The sequence below is a fragment of the Bacillus sp. REN3 genome, from assembly GCF_017912555.1.
Classification (GTDB): domain Bacteria; phylum Bacillota; class Bacilli; order Bacillales; family Cytobacillaceae; genus Mesobacillus.
This window is the reverse complement of sequence record NZ_JAERSD010000001.1, coordinates 74,796-96,222: the sequence shown is the minus strand read 5'-3', so window position 1 is coordinate 96,222 and position 21,427 is coordinate 74,796. Positions and strand designations below refer to the sequence as shown.

The 21,427-nt window shown below is 48.5% G+C and carries 19 protein-coding genes; 1 reads left to right on the top strand and 18 read right to left on the bottom strand.

What is annotated here, in order from left to right:
* Positions 1 to 7: 7 nt before the first annotated feature.
* The 5 genes from rpoZ to JJQ88_RS00465 form a co-directional block, all read right to left on the bottom strand.
* Complete coding sequence (gene rpoZ, locus JJQ88_RS00485; protein WP_210363769.1) at positions 8 to 232, bottom strand: DNA-directed RNA polymerase subunit omega; 225 nt, start codon at positions 230 to 232, stop codon at positions 8 to 10.
* Between the two features lie 2 nt (positions 233 to 234).
* A complete protein-coding gene (gene gmk, locus JJQ88_RS00480; protein ID WP_210363768.1) occupies positions 235 to 849 on the bottom strand; it encodes a guanylate kinase in 615 nt (204 codons plus the stop codon).
* A gap of 10 nt (positions 850 to 859) precedes the next feature.
* Positions 860 to 1,123, bottom strand: coding sequence for an extracellular matrix/biofilm regulator RemA (gene remA / locus JJQ88_RS00475; RefSeq protein WP_210363767.1), 264 nt, complete (start codon positions 1,121 to 1,123; stop codon positions 860 to 862).
* Positions 1,124 to 1,175: 52 nt separating this feature from the next.
* A complete protein-coding gene (locus JJQ88_RS00470; protein WP_210363766.1) occupies positions 1,176 to 2,051 on the bottom strand; it encodes a YicC/YloC family endoribonuclease in 876 nt (291 codons plus the stop codon).
* A 247-nt stretch (positions 2,052 to 2,298) separates the two neighbouring features.
* The gene (locus JJQ88_RS00465; protein ID WP_210363765.1) at positions 2,299 to 4,989 is read right to left on the bottom strand and encodes a calcium-translocating P-type ATPase, SERCA-type; all 2,691 of its coding nucleotides are present in this window, start codon (positions 4,987 to 4,989) and stop codon (positions 2,299 to 2,301) included.
* A gap of 301 nt (positions 4,990 to 5,290) precedes the next feature.
* Between JJQ88_RS00465 and JJQ88_RS00460 the strand changes: the two genes are divergently transcribed.
* Positions 5,291 to 7,000 carry an Rqc2 family fibronectin-binding protein gene (locus tag JJQ88_RS00460; RefSeq protein ID WP_210363764.1) on the top strand — a complete coding sequence of 570 codons (1,710 nt, stop codon included), beginning with the start codon at positions 5,291 to 5,293 and terminating at the stop codon, positions 6,998 to 7,000.
* Positions 7,001 to 7,231: 231 nt separating this feature from the next.
* Here JJQ88_RS00460 and pyrE read toward each other — a convergent pair whose 3' ends face one another.
* From pyrE to JJQ88_RS00395, 13 genes are all read right to left on the bottom strand, one after another.
* Positions 7,232 to 7,867, bottom strand: coding sequence for an orotate phosphoribosyltransferase (gene pyrE / locus JJQ88_RS00455; RefSeq protein WP_210363763.1), 636 nt, complete (start codon positions 7,865 to 7,867; stop codon positions 7,232 to 7,234).
* Positions 7,864 to 8,580: an orotidine-5'-phosphate decarboxylase gene (pyrF, locus tag JJQ88_RS00450; RefSeq protein WP_210363762.1), complete on the bottom strand. Its 717-nt coding sequence runs from the start codon at positions 8,578 to 8,580 to the stop codon at positions 7,864 to 7,866. The genes pyrE and pyrF overlap by 4 nt, the downstream gene beginning before the upstream one ends.
* Complete coding sequence (locus JJQ88_RS00445; RefSeq protein WP_210363761.1) at positions 8,552 to 9,499, bottom strand: dihydroorotate dehydrogenase; 948 nt, start codon at positions 9,497 to 9,499, stop codon at positions 8,552 to 8,554. Before JJQ88_RS00445 ends, pyrF begins: the two co-directional genes overlap by 29 nt.
* Positions 9,496 to 10,272 (bottom strand): dihydroorotate dehydrogenase electron transfer subunit, encoded by a 777-nt coding sequence (locus JJQ88_RS00440; protein ID WP_349237084.1) that lies wholly within the window; start codon positions 10,270 to 10,272, stop codon positions 9,496 to 9,498. The genes JJQ88_RS00445 and JJQ88_RS00440 overlap by 4 nt, the downstream gene beginning before the upstream one ends.
* A complete protein-coding gene (carB, locus tag JJQ88_RS00435; protein WP_210363759.1) occupies positions 10,272 to 13,484 on the bottom strand; it encodes a carbamoyl-phosphate synthase large subunit in 3,213 nt (1,070 codons plus the stop codon). Before carB ends, JJQ88_RS00440 begins: the two co-directional genes overlap by 1 nt.
* Positions 13,471 to 14,568, bottom strand: a complete 1,098-nt coding sequence (locus tag JJQ88_RS00430; RefSeq protein WP_210363758.1) for a carbamoyl phosphate synthase small subunit — start codon at positions 14,566 to 14,568, stop codon at positions 13,471 to 13,473. The genes carB and JJQ88_RS00430 overlap by 14 nt, the downstream gene beginning before the upstream one ends.
* Positions 14,565 to 15,851, bottom strand: coding sequence for a dihydroorotase (locus tag JJQ88_RS00425; RefSeq protein ID WP_210363757.1), 1,287 nt, complete (start codon positions 15,849 to 15,851; stop codon positions 14,565 to 14,567). The genes JJQ88_RS00430 and JJQ88_RS00425 overlap by 4 nt, the downstream gene beginning before the upstream one ends.
* Entirely contained in the window at positions 15,814 to 16,758 is a 945-nt protein-coding gene (locus tag JJQ88_RS00420) for an aspartate carbamoyltransferase catalytic subunit (RefSeq protein WP_210363756.1), read from the bottom strand. The genes JJQ88_RS00425 and JJQ88_RS00420 overlap by 38 nt, the downstream gene beginning before the upstream one ends.
* 174 nt (positions 16,759 to 16,932) lie before the next feature.
* Entirely contained in the window at positions 16,933 to 18,252 is a 1,320-nt protein-coding gene (locus tag JJQ88_RS00415) for a solute carrier family 23 protein (RefSeq protein WP_210363755.1), read from the bottom strand.
* 147 nt (positions 18,253 to 18,399) lie between these two features.
* A complete protein-coding gene (gene pyrR / locus JJQ88_RS00410) occupies positions 18,400 to 18,942 on the bottom strand; it encodes a bifunctional pyr operon transcriptional regulator/uracil phosphoribosyltransferase PyrR (protein ID WP_210363754.1) in 543 nt (180 codons plus the stop codon).
* Positions 18,943 to 19,142: 200 nt separating this feature from the next.
* Positions 19,143 to 20,054, bottom strand: a complete 912-nt coding sequence (locus JJQ88_RS00405; protein ID WP_210363753.1) for an RluA family pseudouridine synthase — start codon at positions 20,052 to 20,054, stop codon at positions 19,143 to 19,145.
* Entirely contained in the window at positions 20,026 to 20,517 is a 492-nt protein-coding gene (lspA, locus tag JJQ88_RS00400) for a signal peptidase II (RefSeq protein ID WP_210363752.1), read from the bottom strand. Before lspA ends, JJQ88_RS00405 begins: the two co-directional genes overlap by 29 nt.
* Before the next feature lie 87 nt (positions 20,518 to 20,604).
* Positions 20,605 to 20,892, bottom strand: coding sequence for a TraR/DksA family transcriptional regulator (locus JJQ88_RS00395; protein ID WP_210363751.1), 288 nt, complete (start codon positions 20,890 to 20,892; stop codon positions 20,605 to 20,607).
* Positions 20,893 to 21,427: the final 535 nt, after the last annotated feature.

Below are 21,427 nucleotides of genomic sequence, written 5' to 3'. Positions count from 1 at the left end.
TCATCGGTCATTCATTGATGTTTAACTCTTCGTGGCTTCCGGCTGTTTTGAAGTGAAGCTTATCAGCGTTGATTTCCTCAAGTGCTTTGCCGACGAATTTATGGGAAACATAGTTATCGAGTTTGCCATCCATTTGCAGCTGCATGCTGCGGGCGCGCTTGGCAGCCACTGATACAAGAGAATATTTCGAATCAATTTTTGTCATTAAAGAATCGATAGAAGGATATAGCATGGTCAATCTACCTCCAGCATTTTTTTATAGCGGTGTTGCACTCTTTCCCGGCGGCAATGCTCAGCTACGACAATCGCCTTGATGCGCTCGCTTGCACGTTCCACCTGATCATTTTCAACAACGTAATCATAAAGTTCCATCATTTCGATTTCTTCCCTTGCAGCCTTCATACGGCCCTTTATGATATCTTCAGTCTCTGTGCCTCTCGTGACGATCCTGTTCTCAAGTTCCGATAGACTTGGCGGCGCTAGGAAAATGAAAAGCCCCTCCGGAAATTTCTTGCGGACCTGGCTTGCACCCTGGACTTCAATCTCAAGGAAAACATCTTTTCCCGCATCAAGCGTTTCACGAACATACTCTACGGGAGTGCCATAATAATTCCCGACAAATTCCGCATACTCCAGCAATTGATCTTTCCTGATCATTTTCTCGAATTCTTCCCTAGTTTTGAAGAAATAATCAACGCCGTTTCGCTCTCCTTCCCGAGGAAGCCTGGTGGTGGCGGATACAGAATATTCAAAAGCTGTATCCGGATGGGAAAAAAGCTCTTTCCTTACCGTTCCTTTCCCTACTCCAGATGGCCCGGAGAGTACAATCAACAATCCCTTTTCTTGCATTTATCTAGTCCTACCCTTCATCTATAATATCATCCCGGTCATTCAAACGATGTGCCACCGTTTCCGGCTGGACCGCAGAAAGAATGACATGGTCGCTGTCCATCACGATGACAGCCCGGGTCCTTCTTCCATATGTGGCATCGATCAGGGACCCCTTGTCCCTGGCATCCTGGATGATCCTTTTGATCGGCGCGGATTCAGGACTGACAATTGAAATGATCCTGTTTGCCGAAACGATATTGCCGAAACCTATATTAATAAGTTTTATTCCCATGATTGCCCCCCAATCATCATTTATTTTGGCCTTGTTAAGGTCCTTCTAAACTCTACTCTATATTCTGTACTTGTTCTTTCACCTTTTCAAGGAGGCTCTTCATCTCGACAACTTCCCTGGCAACTCTAGCGTCATTTGCTTTGGAGCCGATCGTATTGACCTCCCGGTTCATTTCCTGAAGCAAAAAATCAAGCTTCCTGCCAACAGGTTCACTAGCCTTGAGGATTTGCATGAATTGGTCCACATGGCTGCGAAGCCGGGTGATTTCCTCACTGATATCTGCTTTATCGGCAAAAAAAGCCACCTCCGTCAGCACCCTGTCCTCATCAGCCTGGCCAGTTACGAACTCTTCCATCCTTTTGAGAAGCCGTTCCCGGTATTGTTCAACCACATCCGGAGCGAATCGTTCGACTTTGGCGGTATGTTCTTTCAATAACTGAATATTGTTTAGGACATCGCTCTCAAGGGCTCTTCCTTCCTGAAGGCGCATTTCTTTCAACTGGATGGCAGCATTCTCAGCTGCAGCCAGCACAAGCTGTTCAAGTTCGGCATTCTCTGTCTCTTTCTCTTCAACATAGATGATTTCTTCCCGGTTTATAAGATCCGAAAGCTGGATTTCCCCCGGAATGCTGTATCTGTTTTTTATTTCAGATATGTAATGGACGTACTCGTCCAGTGCTTCCCAGTCAATATGTACGCTCCTGCTGACAATTCCTTCCCCTTCCAAAGTAACAAAAACTTCTACTCTCCCTCTTTTGATCTGTTCGCCAAGTTTCTTTTTTATCTTTTCTTCTGTTTTCAGGAGCTGGCGGGGCATGCGAATATGAAACTCGCAAAAACGGTGGTTAACCGTCTTCACCTCGACCGTCACACTGAATCGGTCCGATTCAGCTTTGCTCCTTCCAAATCCAGTCATACTGACGACCATTGAAGACACATCCAATCTCTCTAAAAAGTCGAACCTGTTATAGACCCATGAAGAGGGCAAATTCTATGTTATACGTGATAGAGGAACCAAAAAAACCTTTCCCAAAGAGATTTCCGGGACACGCTGCAAGAATGGGAGCAGCCGTGATATAAAAAAAGGGGCCCTCCTTCGGAAAAAACCACCCTATCAACCAACAAAACTTATCTAAAAAAGAAAGGCAATAGAGCCTTCTCTATTACCTAACGGATTATACCATATTTCTCTTTGTTTTTCTTGCAAAAAATGTTCCGGCGAGCAAAAATGTGGGAACTGCTGATAAGCCGGCCACGAGCAGCCAGTCAGCTGCTATAATGGGCATTGTATGGAATACCGGCTGGAGAGCAGGAATATAGATGGTTGCCAAAACCAGCACTAATGAAGATACCACAGCCCATATCAAGTATTTGTTGCCAAACGGATTGCGGGCAAAAACAGACTTTTCGCTCCTGCAGTCGAACACATGGATCAGCTGGGCCATTACCAGAGTGGAGAAGGCAATTGTCTGGGCATAGACGAGATTGTCCGGGTCCCTTTTATACACGATCATAAAGGCTATCAATGTAACAAGTCCAATCAAAAATCCTCTGGATATCACTTTCCATCCGAGACCGCGGGCAAAGACTCCCTCTTTTGGATGTCGCGGCGGCCGTTTCATCACGTTATCCTCCGGCTGGTCAAGCCCAAGGGCCATCGCAGGCAAACCGTCAGTCACAAGGTTGACCCAAAGGATCTGGATGGGGACGAGCGGTAGCGGAAGACCGAGAATCATCGCAAAAAGCATTACCAAAATTTCCCCTACATTGGATGCAAGCAGGTATCTGATGAATTTCCTGATATTCTCATAGATATTGCGCCCTTCCTTGATCGCAGCTTTAATCGTCGCAAAATTATCATCCAGCAAAACTAGTGATGATGCCTCTTTTGCTACATCGGTACCGGTGATGCCCATCGCAACACCAATATCGGCTGCCTTGATCGCGGGCGCATCATTCACTCCATCGCCCGTCATTGCGACAATGTGCCCTCTGTTCTGGAGTGCCTTGACGATTTTCAGCTTGTGCTCTGGCGAAACCCTGGCAAAAACGGTTACTTCTTCGACTACTTCCTCAAGCTCATTGACGGACCATTCCGAGAGCACCTTGCCATCGATGACCTTGCTGCCCTTTGATAAAATCCCAAGCTGCTGTGCGATTGCTTTGGCTGTGATCACGTGGTCACCGGTAATCATTACTGTCTTGATGCCTGCATCCCTGCATTCTTTAACCGCTGCCTTTACTTCCGGGCGCGGAGGGTCGATCATGCCCTGCAGACCGATGAACGTCAGCCCATTTTCAGCTTCATTTTCATTCAGGACGACCGTTTTTTCCGGTATTGGCTTATAGGCGATGGCTATCGTCCTCAGCGCATTTCCAGCCAGTTCATCGATAGCACTTTGAACTCTGGATGCCAGCTCCTTTGAAAGCATTTGCTGTCTATGATCCCAAAGGATCGAATTACTCAAGCCGACAAGGACGTCAGGCGCCCCTTTTACGACTGCGAATGTCCTCCCAGTCTTATCCTTGACAATCATGCTCATCATTTTCCTTTGTGAATCGAATGGGAACTCCTTCACAATTTCAAATTGCTCAAGCAAATCCGGCCTTCTGTATCCCGCCTTCATGGCAGCAACCAATAGCGCTCCTTCAGTCGGATCTCCATCTATAGCATATTCCCCATCTTTATCTGCCATTTCTGCATGGTTGCATAGCATCCCGAATGTCAACAGCTGCTGCAGCGATTTTTCGGAATGCGGTTCAATCTTTGTCCCTTTATGGAAAAACGATCCTTCAGGAGAATAGCCGACACCATCCACTGTCCACGTCTTTCCCCCGCTCCACAAGTGGGTGACAGTCATTTTGTTTTGAGTCATCGTCCCTGTCTTGTCCGAGCAAATAACAGACGCGCATCCAAGGGTTTCAACCGCAGGCAGCTTCCTGACAATCGCATTCGTCCTGATCATCCGCTGGACGCCGAGGCTCAACGCGACCGTTACAATCGCCGGCAGACCTTCAGGAATAGCTGCGACTGCGAGGCTCACACCCGCGAGGAACATCGTATATAGATCGTGCCCGCGGAGAACACCGATGCCGACAACTAGCAGCGTCAGGAACAATGCTGTCGTGATCAGGATTTTCCCGAGCTGCCCAAGCCTGCGCTGGAGCGGGGTTTCCTGTGCCTCGGCTGTTTGGAGCAAATTAGCGATCTGCCCCATCGCCGTTTTCATCCCTGTTGCCACCGCAACCCCTGTACCGCTTCCCCTTGTGACCATCGTACCCATGAATGCCATGTTTTCCATATCCCCTAGTCCCGGGTCTGGAATCCTTAATGGGTCAACATGCTTTTGTACTGGAACAGACTCGCCGGTAAGAGCTGATTCTTCGATTTCCAGGCTCCTTGATTCAATTAGACGGATATCCGCTCCAATCCTGTCACCGCTTGCAAATTTCAGGATATCTCCTGGGACGACCTCCTTCGAAGGAATTTTTATCCAGGTCCCATCCCTAAGCACACTGACTTGCGGGGCGGATAATTCCTTCAACGCATCCAATGACTTCTCTGCTTTCCTTTCCTGGAAAAAGCCAAGAATCCCATTGACAATAACGATGGCAATGATCGCGATTGCATCGATCACTTCCCCAAGCAGTCCGGAAATCAGCGTTGCAGCCAAAAGCACAAGGACCATAAAATCCTTGAACTGGCTGAAAAACAGCAGCAAAGCAGACTGTCTTTCACCTTCCGCCAAAACGTTAAATCCATGCTGTTCCTGTCTGCTTTTTACTTCCTTTTCGTCCAAACCTTCTGTAAAATCTGTTCTTAAAGCGTAGGCAATTTCTTTTTGATTCATCTCATGGAATTTCATGGGGCTATCACACTTCCTCCTTCTATGTCCTGTCCTGAAGCAAAGCGCAGGGTGCCCATATAGGGAAACTTGGCTAAACACCGAACCTGGAAACCAGGCAGAGGGCGCCACGGCGGATGATGTTCTTTAGCCTTTCGAATCGAAAGAGATCAATCCTCCAGCCGATTGCGGCTCAGGCAGGACATTTGTCAAAACCCAAAAAAAATTTAACCTTCATGCTATCTACAGAAAGCTTATTCAGCCCTGTCCAAAAAAATGCTATCATGAAAAATAAGACAAATATTTAAAAGGATGTCATGCCATGTCATTTGATGGATTGTTTACACGAGCGATAACAAACGAAATTTCTTCCCTGCTGAAAGGTGGACGAATCAATAAAATCCACCAGCCATATAAAAACGAAATCATCCTGTCTGTAAGGGCGCACGGCGGCAACCATAAAGTCCTGCTTTCCGCGCATCCAACCTATGCAAGGGTGCAGATTACGAATGAGCAATACGATAACCCAAATGAACCGCCAATGTTCTGTATGCTGCTGCGAAAGCATCTGGAAGGATTCATTATCGAGGACATCAGGCAGGCGGGTTTGGACCGCATCATCATTTTCGAGGTGAAAGGCAGGAATGAAATCGGAGATGTCTCTAGCAAGCAGCTCATTGTGGAAATCATGGGACGCCACAGCAACATCATCATTGTCGATCAAACTAATAATAACATTCTTGACAGCATAAAGCATGTTTCATTTGCCATCAATTCCCACCGTGCCGTCATGCCAGGGCATCCATACATTATGCCCCCGGAACAGAAAAAAGCAGACCCACTCAACGCTGGAACGGACGATATCCTTAGGGCAATTGATTTCAACGCAGGGAACCTCGAAAAGCAGCTGGTCGCTGGCTTTGCCGGAGTCTCTCCCTTGCTCGCGAAGGAAATTGTCCATAGAGCCGGCCTTGCGAATCGGGTCACCCTGCCAAAGTCGTTCATTAGTTTAATGGATCGGTTCAGGAGCCATTCCTATAAGCCCGCAATCACCTATGGAAAGAATAAAGAAGCATTTTACCTGTTCACGCTGGAACATCTTGTAGGCGAATCGAAAACATTCCCCTCTATCAGCAGCATGCTTGACCGGTTTTACTTCGGAAAAGCTGAACGTGACAGAGTCAAACAGCAGGGAAGTGATCTTGAACGGCTAATCATCAATGAAAAAGAAAAGAATGAAAAGAAAATCAATAAACTTGAAGCTACCTTAGTCGAGGCGAAAAGAGCGGATCAGTACCAGCTGTTTGGAGAACTGCTGACCGCGAATCTTTTCATGGCTGAAAAAGGAATGAAGGAACTAACCGTTGTGAATTACTATGATGAAGAAGGTGCGTCGGTCACAATCCCGCTGGATCCGCGTAAAACACCTAGCGAAAATGCCCAGAAATATTTTACGAAATACCAAAAGGCAAAGAATTCAGTGAAGATCATCAAGGAACAGATCGAAATCGCCGCAGAAGAGGCAGCCTACTTTGAAGGATTGCTACAGCAAATTGAAGCTGCTTCGCCAAAAGATATTGAAGAGATCAGGGAAGAACTCATTGAGGGAGGCTATATCAGGGCACGCCAGAGAAAGCAGAACAAGAACAAACAAAACTTGAAACCTGTGCTTGAAAAGTATATTTCATCCGATGGCATGGAAATTCTGGCCGGAAAAAATAACAAGCAAAATGATTACTTAACGAATAAAGTCGCCGGACGTGACGAAATCTGGCTCCACACAAAGGACATCCCAGGTTCGCACGTCGTCATCCGCAGCAAGGAGCCTTCCGAAGAAACAATCCTTGAGGCTGCCAATATCGCCGCTTACTTCAGTAAAGCGCGTAATTCGAGCTCTGTACCTGTTGACTTCACAAAGGTACGCCATGTAAAGAAGCCGTCTGGAGCGAAGCCCGGATTCGTCATTTATGAACAGCAGCAAACTGTCTATGTGACACCTGATGAAGACATGATCCTGAAAATGAAGCAATGATGTTATTGAACCCTGCCTGTGGAAGGCAGGGTTCAATTTTGCGTAAAATGAACCTATAGGGTTTTATCGCACTATAATGTGTCCGCACATTCAGCAAAACTGTCATGGGAGATCTTAGAAATCCTGCAGCCTGCAGCCTTAATGGTGCACTGAAGACCGTTCTGCCCAGTCAGTCAATAAAATATGACCAAAAGAAAAACGCAGCTTCTGCCGGCTGCGTTTCCAGGTTGATTATTCATACTTGGCCGTGCCCCATCCTGCCGGGTCCTGTCTCCACTGCGAAAGACTCTCTAGATTCTTCTCCGAAATCATGCTTTTTTCTTCGGCTACTTTTGATAGAGTCGTAAAGTCAGTCAGGGAGTACGCAGTGATTCCTGCCTCTTTCAGCTGTGCAGTTCCCTTCTGGAGCTCATAGGTAAAAATGGATACGACCCCAAGGACTTCACAGCCGGCTTCCCGTAGTGCAATGACGGCCTCGATGACACTTCCGCCCGTTGAAATCAGATCTTCGATTACGACGACTTTCTGTCCGGGAGTGACCATTCCTTCAATTTGATTGCCTTTTCCATGGCCTTTTGCCTTGGAACGCACATAGCACATCGGCAAATCCATCCGGTCGCTTACCCAGGCGGCATGTGGAATGCCAGCAGTCGCCGTACCAGCAATCACCTCACATCCAGGAAAATGCTCCTCAACCAGTTCCTGCAATCCCTGGGCAATTTTCCGGCGGATGTCCGGGTAGGAGAGCGTGAGGCGGTTATCGCAGTATATCGGAGATTTCAATCCCGATGACCATGTAAAAGGGGTTTCAGGCTGCAGGCTCACTGCTGCAATCTCAAGCAAGGATTCCGCTATCTCTCTCTTCATCTACAAACACCCTTCCATTCATCCAAAATTTTATAATAGCTTGCTACTGGGTCATCAGAACCCGTGATCGGCCGGCCGACAACAATCGCCGAGGCTCCAAATTCCCTTGCCATCCCGGGTGTCGCAACCCGCTTTTGATCCTGGACATTGCTGCCGGCGGGACGGATTCCCGGCGTGACAGTAAGGAATCGGGAACCTAGGGTATCGTGGATCTGCTTTGACTCATGTGGCGAACAGACGACCCCATCAAGTCCCGAATTATCCGCCAGGCTCGCATAGTGCATGACAGATGCCGCTAGTGAGGCTCCGACCAGTTGTTCCTCCCTTACCTGTTCTTCCGAGGTGCTGGTCAGCTGTGTAACAGCAATGCAAAAAGGACGGCGCATTCCTGCAGGTGTTGCCGCTTCGAGGCCTTCGACTGCCGCACTCATCATTTCAGAACCGCCTGCTGCGTGGACATTCACAAGGTCGCATCCCATCCGGGCAAGCACCTTCATCGCACTTTTTACAGTGTTAGGGATATCATGCAGCTTCAGGTCGAGAAAAATTTTGTGGCCGCGCTTTTTGATTTCCTCAATGATCAAAGGACCCTCTGAGTAGTACAACTCCATTCCAACCTTCAGAAACAACTGCTCATTTTCAAATTTCTCCACGAACTCGAGAGCCTGCCTCCGTTCCGGATAATCAAGGGCGATAATAAGCGAGTCTTTCATGTTTTCTCCAGCTCCTTCCAGTCAGTTCAGAAATATGCTCAACCCCAAGCTTTTCCAATAGGTTGGGCAGTTCTTGGATGATCCCGGGGCAGACAAACGGATCGATGAAATTCTGTGTGCCGACCGCGACCGCATCCGCACCTGCCATGAAAAATTCAATCACATCTTCAGCAGTTTGAATCCCGCCCATCCCAATGATCGGTATTGACACTTGCTGGCTTACTTCGTAGATCATCCTGATTGCCACTGGTTTCACTGCTGGGCCGGATAACCCGCCGGTCTTGTTGGCAAGGATCGGCTGTCCAGTTGCCAGGTCAATCCTCATGCCGAGCAGTGTATTAATCATCGTGATGCCATCTGCTCCTCCTTGTTCCACAGCCTTCGCAATCTGAACGATATCCGCAACGTTCGGGGAGAGCTTCACATAAACTGGAACGGCCGAAACTTCCTTCACCTTTTTGGTTAGTTTCTGAGCCATTTCGGGATCAGTGCCAAAAGCAATGCCTCCTGTTTTCACATTCGGGCAAGAAATATTAAGCTCAAGTGCATGGACATTCGGCGCTTTGGAAATTTTTCCGGCTACCTTCACATAATCATCCTCAGTTGAGCCCGCAATATTGGCAATGATTGGGACTTCGAATTGTTCCAGCCATGGGAGTTCTTCATCAAGGACTTTATCGAGGCCTGGATTTTGAAGGCCTATCGCGTTCAGCATCCCGCCCGGCGTCTCGGCAACCCTTGGCGTCGGGTTGCCAAACCGGGGCTCTGGAGTCGTCGCCTTGATCATGATTGCCCCTAGCTGGTTGAGATCATATAGTTGGCTGAATTCCCTTCCAAAGCCAAAACATCCAGAAGCCGGCATGATCGGATTTTTCAGGCTGAGCCCTGGCAGTTCGACAGATAATGGACTTCCACTCATATGACAACCTCCCCTGCCGCAAATACCGGCCCATCCATGCAGACTTTCCTATACGAATGGCCTTGTGGGTCTTCTTTCGTGTGGCAGACACAAGCGAAGCATGCACCGATGCCGCAGCCCATCCTTTCTTCAAGTGACAAGTATGTCTGGGGAGCGAATCCTCCTGCCTCAACCGCCCTTAGCATGGGAGTCGGGCCGCAGGCAAAGACGAAGTCGCCGCTAAGCGCTTCAGTCTCAAGAACATCTGTTACATAGCCTTTCAAACCATATGTGCCATCAACCGTAGATACATACACTTCCCCGCATCGCGCTAACTCTTTTTCATAAAAAACCGCTTGTTCTGTCTGGAAGCCAAGCACACTGATGACCGACACGCCTTTTCTTTCCAGTTGTTTTGCAAGCTCGTGCAAGGGAGGGACTCCTACACCTCCGCCAATCAGTATGGCGGTCTGTCCTGGTCGTACAGCATGAACAGGAAACCCATTGCCAAGCGGTCCCAGTACATCGACCTCTTCTCCCGCTGTTTTATCGGCAAGCAGGGAAGTCCCTCTCCCCTGTCTGCGGTAAATGATTGTAAAGGTATGGTTCTCCCGGTCAATCTCAGCGATGCTTATCGGCCTGCGCAACAATGGGTCAATGCCCCCGGAAATCCGCAGGTGGACAAATTGTCCAGGCTGCGCCATTTCCGTTACGATATTCCCTGTTAAATTGAGCTGGAAGATCGAGTCGGCTATTTGTCTATTATGAATGACCTTGCAGTTCTCCTGCCTGATCATGACAGTGCACCTACTTTTCTGTCCTCCATAGGAGCAAGGGATTCGGCGGAAAAAGTCATCGCTTCGATCACTCGCAATATTGCTTCTGCCGTATCAAGTGATGTCAGGCAAGGTACGCCGTTTTCAACTGATTCACGGCGGATCCGGAAGCCATCGCGTTCAGGCTGCTTGCCCTTTGTCAGGGTATTGACAACAAGCTGGGCTTCTCCGCTGCGGATCACATCAATCAGGTCAGGACCCCCAGAGCCGATCTTGCCGACTGTTTTTACCCTGATTCCTGCCGATTCAAGGAAACGGGCTGTGCCTTCAGTCGCCATTAATTGATAGCCGATATTAGAGAATCTTTTCGCCAGCGCAGATGCTTCATCCTTGTCTTTATCGGCTACTGTCATCAGGACGGTCCCGAACTCCTGTATCTTCATTCCTGAAGCAATCATGCCTTTATACAATGCTTTCTCGAGTGTGGTGTCTTTCCCCATGACTTCACCTGTCGATTTCATTTCGGGCCCAAGTGTGATGTCCACCCGTCGCAATTTTTCGAACGAGAACACCGGAACTTTCACGAACACACCGTCTGCTTCAGGAACCAGGCCAGAAGTATAGCCTTGATCACGGAGCTTCTGGCCAAGGATCACTTTTGTTGCGATTTTCGCCATCGGCACATTTGTGATCTTGCTCAGGAACGGGACAGTCCTGCTTGATCGCGGATTGACTTCAAGGACATATACCTCTTCATTGGCAACCACATATTGGATGTTCAAGAGTCCGACGATATTCAAGCCCCGTGCCAGGTCGATCGTATAGGAAACGAGCTTGTCCTTGATTTCATCACTGAGGCTTTGCGGCGGATAAACCCCAATTGAATCGCCTGAATGGACTCCAGCCCGCTCGATATGCTCCATGATGCCCGGTATCAATACAGTCTCACCGTCGGAAATTGCATCCACTTCAACCTCTTTGCCAGTCAGGTACCTGTCGATCAGCACTGGATATTCCGGATTGATTTTCACAGCATTCCTCATGTAATGGAGCAATTCTTCCTCTTTGTAGACAATTTCCATCGCCCTGCCGCCAAGTACATATGACGGGCGGACAAGCACCGGATAGCCGATCCCTGCAGCAATCACAGCTGCTTCCTCAACCGATTTCGCCGTATCCCCTTTTGGCAGCGGGATGCCTAGATTCGCAAGGGCATGTTCGAATTTATCCCGATCTTCCGCCCGGTCGAGATCTTCCAGGCTGGTACCGAGAATCTGGACGCCTCTGTCGACAAGTTGTGACGCAAGGTTGATTGCGGTTTGTCCGCCAAACTGGACGACCGCGCCGATCGGCTTTTCAAGATCGATGATATTCATGACGTCCTCGATTGTCAGCGGCTCGAAGTAAAGTTTGTCGGAAATGCTGAAGTCGGTAGATACCGTCTCAGGGTTATTGTTGACGATGATTGCTTCATAGCCTGCTTCCTTGATTGCCTTGACAGAGTGGACGGTTGAGTAATCGAATTCGATGCCCTGCCCAATCCTGATCGGACCGGAACCAAGGACTATCACACTTTCCCTTTCGGTCACAACCGATTCATTTTCCTGTTCGTATGTGCCGTAAAAGTATGGTGTACCCGATTCGAATTCCGCTGCGCATGTATCAACCATTTTGAACACCGGAGTAAGCCTGTTTTCTAGCCTCCAACGATAGACTTCTTTTTCAGCAACCCCCCACAGCGAGGAAATCACTTTATCTGAAAAACCTTTTTGCTTGGCAGTGCGGGCTGTTTCCAGATTAAATGGATGGCTGGAAATTTCGTCTTCGAAAGCAATCAGCCTTTCCAGCTTGTGAAGGAAGAATAAGTCGATTCCGCTCCAGCTGTGCAGCGTTTCGATCGTGATTCCTCTCCTTAGTGCTTCCGCGAGGTAAAAAAGCCTTTCATCCCCCGCTTTGCGGATCCGTTTCTCAAGTAATCCATCATCGATTTCATCCGCATTGTTCAAATCAAGGTGTGTAACATCCGCTTCCAGTGAACGAATCGCCTTCTGAAGGGACTCCTCGAAGCTGCGGCCGATTGCCATCACTTCGCCTGTAGCTTTCATTTGTGTTCCAAGGGTCCGGTTCGCTGATTCGAATTTGTCAAATGGCCAGCGAGGGATTTTCGTCACGACATAATCAAGTGCCGGTTCGAAGCAAGCGTAGGTCTTGCCGGTCACAGGGTTCAGCATTTCATCCAGTGTCAGGCCCACGGCGATTTTTGCCGCGAGCTTGGCGATTGGATAGCCTGTCGCTTTTGAAGCCAAGGCAGATGAACGGCTTACCCGGGGGTTTACTTCAATGACATAATAATCATAGCTCTCCGGGTTTAAAGCAAGCTGGACGTTGCATCCACCTTCGATTTTAAGAGCTCTGATAATCTTGAGTGACGCGTTCCGAAGCAGCTGGTATTCACGATCGCTCAACGTCTGGCTTGGAGCGACGACAATCGAATCGCCAGTATGGATACCGACAGGGTCGAAATTCTCCATGTTGCAGACGACGATTGCATTATCATTTGAATCCCTCATCACTTCATATTCGATTTCCTTGTATCCTGCAATGCTCTTTTCGAGCAGGCATTGATTCACAGGGCTGTTTTTCAACCCGCCGGAAACGATTTCCTCAAGTTCCTTCTCGTTGCTGCAAATACCTCCGCCTGTTCCTCCCATCGTGAAGGCTGGGCGGACGATGACAGGATAGCCGATCCTTTCAACGAAAGCGTATGCCTCTTCAAGGCTGTGGATAATATCACTGTCAGGGACAGGTTGGCCAAGTTCGTTCATCAGGCTGCGGAAAAGCTCACGATCTTCTGCCTGGTTGATTGCCTCAAGCTTCGTCCCTAGGATTTCTACATCGCATTCCTCCAGCACGCCTGCTTTTGAGAGTTCAACCGCAAGGTTCAAGCCTGTCTGTCCACCCAATGTTGGGAGGATGGCGTCAGGACGTTCCTTCCGGATGATTCTTGAAACGAATTCAAGTGTAAGAGGCTCGATGTAGACTACATCGGCAATCTCTGTATCTGTCATGATTGTTGCCGGGTTAGAGTTGACAAGGATGACCCTGTAGCCTTCCTCCCGCAAGGCGATGCACGCCTGTGTCCCTGCATAATCAAACTCCGCGGCCTGCCCAATGATGATTGGGCCAGAACCGATCACTAGAATACTTTTAACATCTTTACGCTTTGGCATTGGCAATCGCCTCCCTTTTTTCTGCTTCCACCATTTGCAGGAACTGATCAAAAAGCCCATTCGCATCCTCTGGTCCAGGTGATGCCTCTGGATGGTACTGGACCGTGAATGCCGGGAAATCTCTGTGTTTAAGTCCTTCGATGGTGCCATCATTCAATGCTGTATGGGTGACTTCAAGCAGCGTACCAGCGATAGATTGCTCCTCGACAGTGTAACCATGGTTTTGTGAAGTGAGCGCAATTTTTCCGGTACGAAGCTCCTTTACCGGGTGGTTCGAACCCCGGTGGCCGAATTTCATTTTCCTTGTATCCGCCCCGCACGCAAGTGCGAACAGCTGGTGTCCAAGGCATATCCCGAACAGCGGAATTTTGCCGAGAAGCTTTCGGATCATTCCGATTGCTTCCGGAACATCCTTTGGATTTCCCGGTCCATTCGAGAGCATGATGCCATCGGGACTCAAACTGAGGATTTCCTCTGCAGTTGTGTTGTATGGAACGACAATCACATCGCAGTTCCTGTCATTCAACTCCCTAAGAATGCCATGCTTCATCCCGAAATCAACCAATACAATCCTGCTCCCTCTCCCTGGGCTTGGATAGGCTGTCTTTGTAGATACCTGCTTGACTTGGTCACTTCTCAGTTCTTTGTTTTTTAGGGCTTCAATGATTTTTTCCGGGTGTTCGTCAATACTGCAAATTGCACCCTTTAGTGTGCCATGCTGACGGATGATCTTAGTCAGCATTCTTGTGTCCACTCCGCAAATACCGGGGATGTTTTTCATTTTCAGGTACTCATCAAGCGAAAGCTCTGACCTCCAATTCGATGGGAAATCGGCGCTTTCCTTGACAACCAGTCCACTGACAGCCGGGTTGATCGATTCAAAATCGTCCCGGTTGATGCCATAATTGCCGACAAGCGGATAAGTAAGTGTCACAATCTGATTGCAATAGGAAGGGTCTGACAGGATTTCCTGGTAGCCAGTCATTCCTGTATTGAAGACCACCTCTCCTGAAGTCTCCCTTTCGCTGCCGAACCCTTCACCAACAAATATCGTGCCGTCTTCAAGAATCAATTGTCTTTTCATGCCGTCACACTTCCTTTATCCCAGACTATTTTACCTGCCGCGATTGTCAGCACCGGCCAGCCCTTGCACTCCCAGCCGGCAAACGGTGTATTTTTTCCTTTTGATAAAAACTCCTCAGGATTGACCGCGCGCTTTTCACCAAGGTCGATGATTGTTATATCCGCTTCCGCTCCGGCCTCCAATTTACCATATGGAAGTCCGAAGGCGGCTGCTGGCTTTACTGTCAAAAAGTCGATCAGCTGCTTTAAAGTGATGATGTTTTGTTCAACCAGATGTGTATACAGAAGCGGAAATGCTGTTTCGAGCCCCACGATCCCGAACGGTGCAATTTCGATTCCTTCCGCTTTTTCCTCCTCTGTATGCGGAGCATGATCGGTTGCGATAAAATCGATGGTTCCATCAAGCAGCCCTTCGATCAATGCTTCCTGGTCCTCCTTGCTCCTCAGCGGCGGATTCATCTTGAAGTTCGCATCATCTCCAGGAATATCCTCTTCATTCAATAGTAAATGGTGAGGCGTCACTTCCGCTGTGACTTTAATACCGTGCCTTTTTGCATCACGGACTGCCCTGACAGACTCCTTCGTGCTGATATGGCAGACATGGTAGTGGCAGCCTGCCTTCTCGGCAAGAAGGATATCCCTGGCAATATGTACAGATTCACATACTGAAGGAATTCCGTTCATCCCTAATTCCGCCGCCTTTATTCCTTCATGGAGTGAACCTTTGTTGATCAAAGTATTGTCTTCGCAGTGGGCAACGATCGCCGCATCCAACTTTGCTGCCTGCTTCATTGCCGAAAGCATCATCCCTGCTGACTGGACACCTACACCATCGTCTGTAAAAGCGAAGGCGCCAGCTTCTTTCAATTCTGAGAAATCCGTCAGCTCCTGCCCCATTTCCCTTACTGTTATCGAACCATATGGCAGGACTCTTACAGCCGCAGTCTCGCGGATTCGATCCTGAAGCCATTGCAGCTGGGCTTTTGAATCAGGTACAGGCCTTGTGTTCGGCATTGCCGCCACTGTCGTGAAGCCTCCCCTGGCAGCTGCCTGAGTACCCGTTGCAATTGTTTCTTTTTTCTCACCGCCAGGCTCCCTTAAATGGATATGAAGGTCGATGAATCCGGGTGAGATCAGATTTCCGCCGGCGTCGATGATGTTTCCTGCTTCTTCATCCAGTTCGATCCCGATTTTTGCAATCTTGCCATCTTCAACTAAAATTTCGATTTCTTCAAAGCTTCCTTCTTCAGTAAGCAATTTGCCATTTTTGATTAGCATTTTCATGTTTGCTTCCCCCATTCCTGTTTTCTATTGCCCGCTTCAGCACCGCCATCCTTACATAAACACCATTTTCCATTTGTTTAAAAATCCGAGATCGCCTGCTTTCAACGAGTCCATCGGCAATTTCCACACCCCGGTTGACTGGAGCAGGATGGAGGATGATGCTACCAGGTTTCATTTGCTTTTCCCTTTCGATCGTCAATCCGTATCGCAGGTGGTATTCGTCTTTATCAAAAAGCGCCTTGCCATCATGGCGTTCATGCTGCACGCGGAGAAGCATGACGGCATCTGCTTCTTTAATCGCACTGTCTGGATCCATATAACTGCAGCCTGCCGGAAGCCCCTTCAGTTCTACCCATTCCTCTGGTCCCGAAAAAATCACCCTTGCCCCAAGCCTCACAAGAGTATCGGCATTTGACCTCGCGACCCGGCTGTGGAGAATATCGCCCATGATGGCGACTGTTAGCCCGGCAAACCTTCCGAACTCTTGCTTGATCGTCATTAGGTCAAGCAATGATTGGGTGGGATGGTGCCCTCTACCATCTCCTGCATTGATGATGGGGATGGAAATGCCTGATTCCAGTTCTGCAAAATAATTATCTGCCCCATGCCTGATCACCACTGCGTCCATTCCGATCGATTCTAATGTCCTGACGGTGTCATAAAGCGTTTCCCCTTTCTGGACGCTGGATGTCTGTGCTTCAAAAGGGACGACCTCGAGCCCCAGCTTCCGTTCAGCGATTTCGAAGCTCATTTTCGTCCTCGTGCTCGGTTCATAGAATAAGTTACTGATAAACACCTTTCCATTTGGACTCCAGGTTTTTCCTTCCGCGAATTTTTGCGCCTCATCAAGGAGCTCGTAAATCTCATCCGTGCTAAGCTGGGCAGTCGTCAACAAATCATTTTTCACTTTTCATCCCTCCTGTTAGACCGTAAAAAAGCACCCTGTCATTCAACAGGGTGCTTGATTATGGACAAGCCGGCATAAAACCTGCTTAGGTTTCATGTGTATACAGAGATACGCCAGCCAGTTCGCCCATAACACCCTTCTAAGTCTCTCTGGACTTGTTTAAAAGGTGATAACTTATGCTACATCGTTCTTTTCCTCAGTTTTTTTTTCAGTTTCCGCCTCGAACATGTTCTCGGCAACTTCCGGACGGCCAGGCAGGATGATGTTCAGGACTACACCGATGATTGCTGCGAGTGCCATGCCCTGGATTTGGAATTGTTCCGATACCTTGATGAATGCCCCTCCGATACCGACCACCAGGATGACAGAGGAGATGACCAGATTGCGCGTGTTGCCGAAATCGATCTTGCTGTCAACGAGCATCCTCATGCCTGAGGAAGCAATGATCCCGAACAGGAGGATGGATACTCCGCCCATGACCGGAGTTGGAATTGAACTAATCAGGGCAGTGATCTTGCCGATGAATCCGAATATTGTCGCGACGACAGCCGCTCCCAGGAGTACATACACACTATATACTTTGGTGATTGCGAGCACACCGATGTTTTCGCCGTAGGTTGTCTTTGGCGGGCCCCCGATCAGCCCGGAAATCATTGTCGCCATTCCGTCACCCAGGATGGAACGATGGAGCCCTGGTTCCTTGATGTAGTCACGGCCGACGACCTTACTTAGGACGAGCTGATGGCCGATATGTTCAGACAGTGTGACAATCGCTACAGGTACCATCAAGAGGATGATATCAAGATTGATTTTTACATTGTAATCAACAAACGGGATGATGAAGTCAGGCATTTCGAAAATGCTAGCTTCCTTGACCGGGCCGAAATCGACGATTCCGATCGCCAATGAGTACAGATATCCGACAATGATCCCGCCAAGGATTGGCACCATGCTCAGCATCCCTTTCCCATAGATTGAGAATCCGATGGTCGCTGCCAGGGTCACAAGAGCTGCAGAGAAGTGGATCAGGCTGTAGTTTTCTGTTCCGGGTACATTCATTGCCATATTGACAGCTGTACCTGCCAGCGCAAGTCCGATGACGATGATCACTGGCCCGACAACAATCGGCGGCAGCAGACGCATAATCCAGCGATAGCCTGCCTTTTTGATGATGAGAGCCACTATCCCGTATACAAAGCCTGCCAGGAAAGTTCCGATCATGGCAGCTCCCGGCCCTCCGCCAGCTTTCGCAGCGATAATCGGCGCTATAAAGGCGAAGGAAGAGCCGAGGTAGGCCGGAACCTGGAATTTAGTAATGATCAGGAAGGCAATCGTTCCAAGTCCACTAGAGATCAAGGCGATCGCCGGGCTGAGTCCTACAAGGTAAGGGACAAGGATAGTCGCCCCGAACATCGCGAATAAATGCTGCAAGCTCAGCGTCAGCCACTGGAATGGTGATGGTACATCTTTGATATCAAGAATTGGTTTATTCATTTTTATTCCCCTCTCCTTTTTTCGATTAAAAAAACCTCTTTGCCAGAGGGTGCAAAGAGGGTATGGTCAAAAAAACCGCACGAAGCCGGACAGGCCAGGCGCTCCCCCTTTCCCAGCCTCTCTGGACTGCGTTAAAAGGGCACTATTTTATTTTTCAAAGATGCTTACGCGTTCTTCATTGTCTACTTCCTGTAATTCAACGACAATCCTCTCCATACTGGAGGTCGGGATGTTCTTCCCTACAAAATCCGCCCTGATCGGCAGTTCGCGGTGTCCCCTGTCCACCAGTACAGCCAATTGGATGGTCGCTGGACGGCCGATATCTATCAAGGCATCCATCGCTGCCCGGACGGTCCTTCCTGTGTATAGCACATCATCTACAAGGATGACCTTCTTGTTGGCAACATCCACTGGGATATCCGAACCTTTCACTTCCGGTTCAAGGTCTTTTGTTTTTTTTGAGAGGTCATCGCGGTACAGGGTGATATCCAGCTCTCCGACCGGAATTTCAGCCCCTTCGATTTCGCGGATCCTCTCAGCAAGCCTTCTTGCTATATAGATCCCTCTTGTCCGGATGCCGACAAGGATACAGTCCTCGATGCCCTTATTTCTTTCAATGATTTCATGGGCAATCCTTGTCAGCGCCCTGCGAATCCCCTGATTGTCGAGGACGACTGCTTTCTCCGCCATTGTTTCCACTCCTTTGTCTCTGTTTACGGTTGAAAACGGGAAGTAAAAAACCCTCTTGCCTGTGCAGACAAGAGGGTAAACGACATGCTAATGCATGGCAGACAACTGCCAATGCTGATCCGTTTCCTTCCCAGCCTCACGGGACTGTCTTTAAAGGACTTATTAAACTAAGGCTATCTTACGGCAATTCATGGACAATGTCAATGGTTTTCTCTCAGCTTATCCAAAAGCTGTTCAAAATAAGAAGGGAGCGGCGCTTCAAATTCCAGATACTCTCCTGTCCTCGGATGGTCAAAACCAAGGAGTCCAGCGTGCAATGCTTGTCCCCCGATATCAAGTGTCTTTTTCGGACCGTATTTTGGATCTCCTGCGAGTGGATATCCAATATATTTCATATGAACACGAATCTGATGTGTCCTTCCTGTTTCAAGCTGGCATTCGACAAATGTAAAATCATTGTAGCGCTCAAGCACATTGAAATGGGTGATGGCATGCTTCCCATTGTCAACAACCGTCATGCTCTGGCGGTCTTTCACATCCCTGCCAAGAGGGGCGTCGATCGTGCCGAAATCATGCGGAATATTCCCGTGCACCAACGCCTTATATTTGCGGGTAACCGTTTTTTCAACAAGCTGGTTCACAAGGCATTCATGGGCGAGGTCGTTTTTCGCCACCATCAGCAGCCCCGATGTATCCTTATCGATCCGGTGGACAATACCCGGCCTCAGCACACCATTGATGCCTGACAAGTCTTTGCAGTGGGCCATCAGCCCATTTACCAGCGTCCCTGACATATGTCCAGGAGCGGGATGGACAACCATCCCTTTCGGTTTATTGACAACGAGCACATCCTGATCCTCAAAATAGATGTCGAGATCCATTTCCTCCGGGATGACATCCAGTTCCTCTGGATCAGGTATCATGATTTCAAGCCTGTCGCCGGTACCGCATTTATGATTCGTCTTCACCGGCAATCCATTCACAAGGACGCTCCCGCCTTTTATCCATTGCTGTACCTGGGTCCTAGACCATTCTGGATCAAGGGCCGATACAACTTTATCGATTCTGTCACCAGCTTGTTCCTCACTGATGATGTGTTCCATTCTCTCCATATGCTTTTCTTTTCGCCTCTCTCTCTTCCCTGATCATATCAATCAGCAGCAGGCCTACACCGATGACAAGTGCGGAATCCGCAATGTTGAAAATCGGGAAATCATATCCAAAAATATATGTGTTGATAAAATCAACAACTTCTTTCCGGAATAATCTGTCTATGAAATTTCCGATGGCTCCACCAAGCATCAAACCCAGTGAAACCCCGAGCAGCGTTTTGCCTTTGGCTCCCTTCTGGATGTAAATCACAAGGCCAATGATGACAACGATTGTGATGACATAGAAGAACCACATTTGACCCTGAAGGATCCCCCATGCAGCCCCCCGGTTGCGATGGGAAGTGATATAAAGAAAATCCTCAATGATCTTGATGCTCTCACCAAGCTCCAGTTTTCTAACAATCAGCCACTTAGTCAGCTGATCAAGCAAAACAACAAAAAGTCCTATTATGTAATAAAACACAAAAGTTACCTCCACATTCACAGCATAGATTCCCTTTGCATTTTAGCACATCTGAATTAAAAACGATAGCTATTCCCCGGGATGGCGTTAACAATACAGCGGCTTACGATAATATTTCTGAATTTCGGAAAAATCATGGACTGAGGCTGCTGTAGGGATGCTTTGGAGAAGCTTCGCAGGCATGTTTGTACCACAAACCTCGCACTTTCCATATTCCCCTGTTCGGATCTTGGCTAACGCAGAATCGATATCCTCTATTTCGGAAATGATATCATGCAAAATCACTGGGTTTGGATGTGATGTCCCTAAATAAGCTGACAGTTCCGCCCTCATTTCAAGGAGCTCACTATAGATAATATCAAGATTTCCCTCCATTATATTCGCCTCCCGTTTCTCTTTAGGTGTATTATTTCCTAAGACAACACACTGAGCCGGGAAAACATTTAACATGTACAGCAGGATCTCCCGAAGAAGGAAGATTTTTGCGAAACGAAGGCTTTTACACCGTTTTTCTCCTTATTGCAATCTCTTCAGCCCTTTTCTGCCTATGTCCGTTCCTCTTTGTTTCAGTCCAGGCAAACCTTTTTGGGGTACGGTCTATCTCCGTTTTGTCCCCTTCGCCTTGCCGGGCACTCTATGGACATTCTATTGTCTTGATTGTCTTGATTGTCTTGATTGTATTGATTATCTTGATTGTCCCCTTTTTTACTTCTCGGGCTCTCTTTTACCTTTTTGCTTTTCGGCGGGGAACCCGTTTGGACACGATCTGGCTCGGATCGTTCCCCTTTTGCTTTTCCGAGAACCCGTTCGGGAACGAGAGATGTCTCTGCGGTACCTTTTGACTCTCACGGCAGACTCTTCGGGAACGAGAGACGGCTTTGCGCTACCTTTTGACTCTCACGGCAGACTC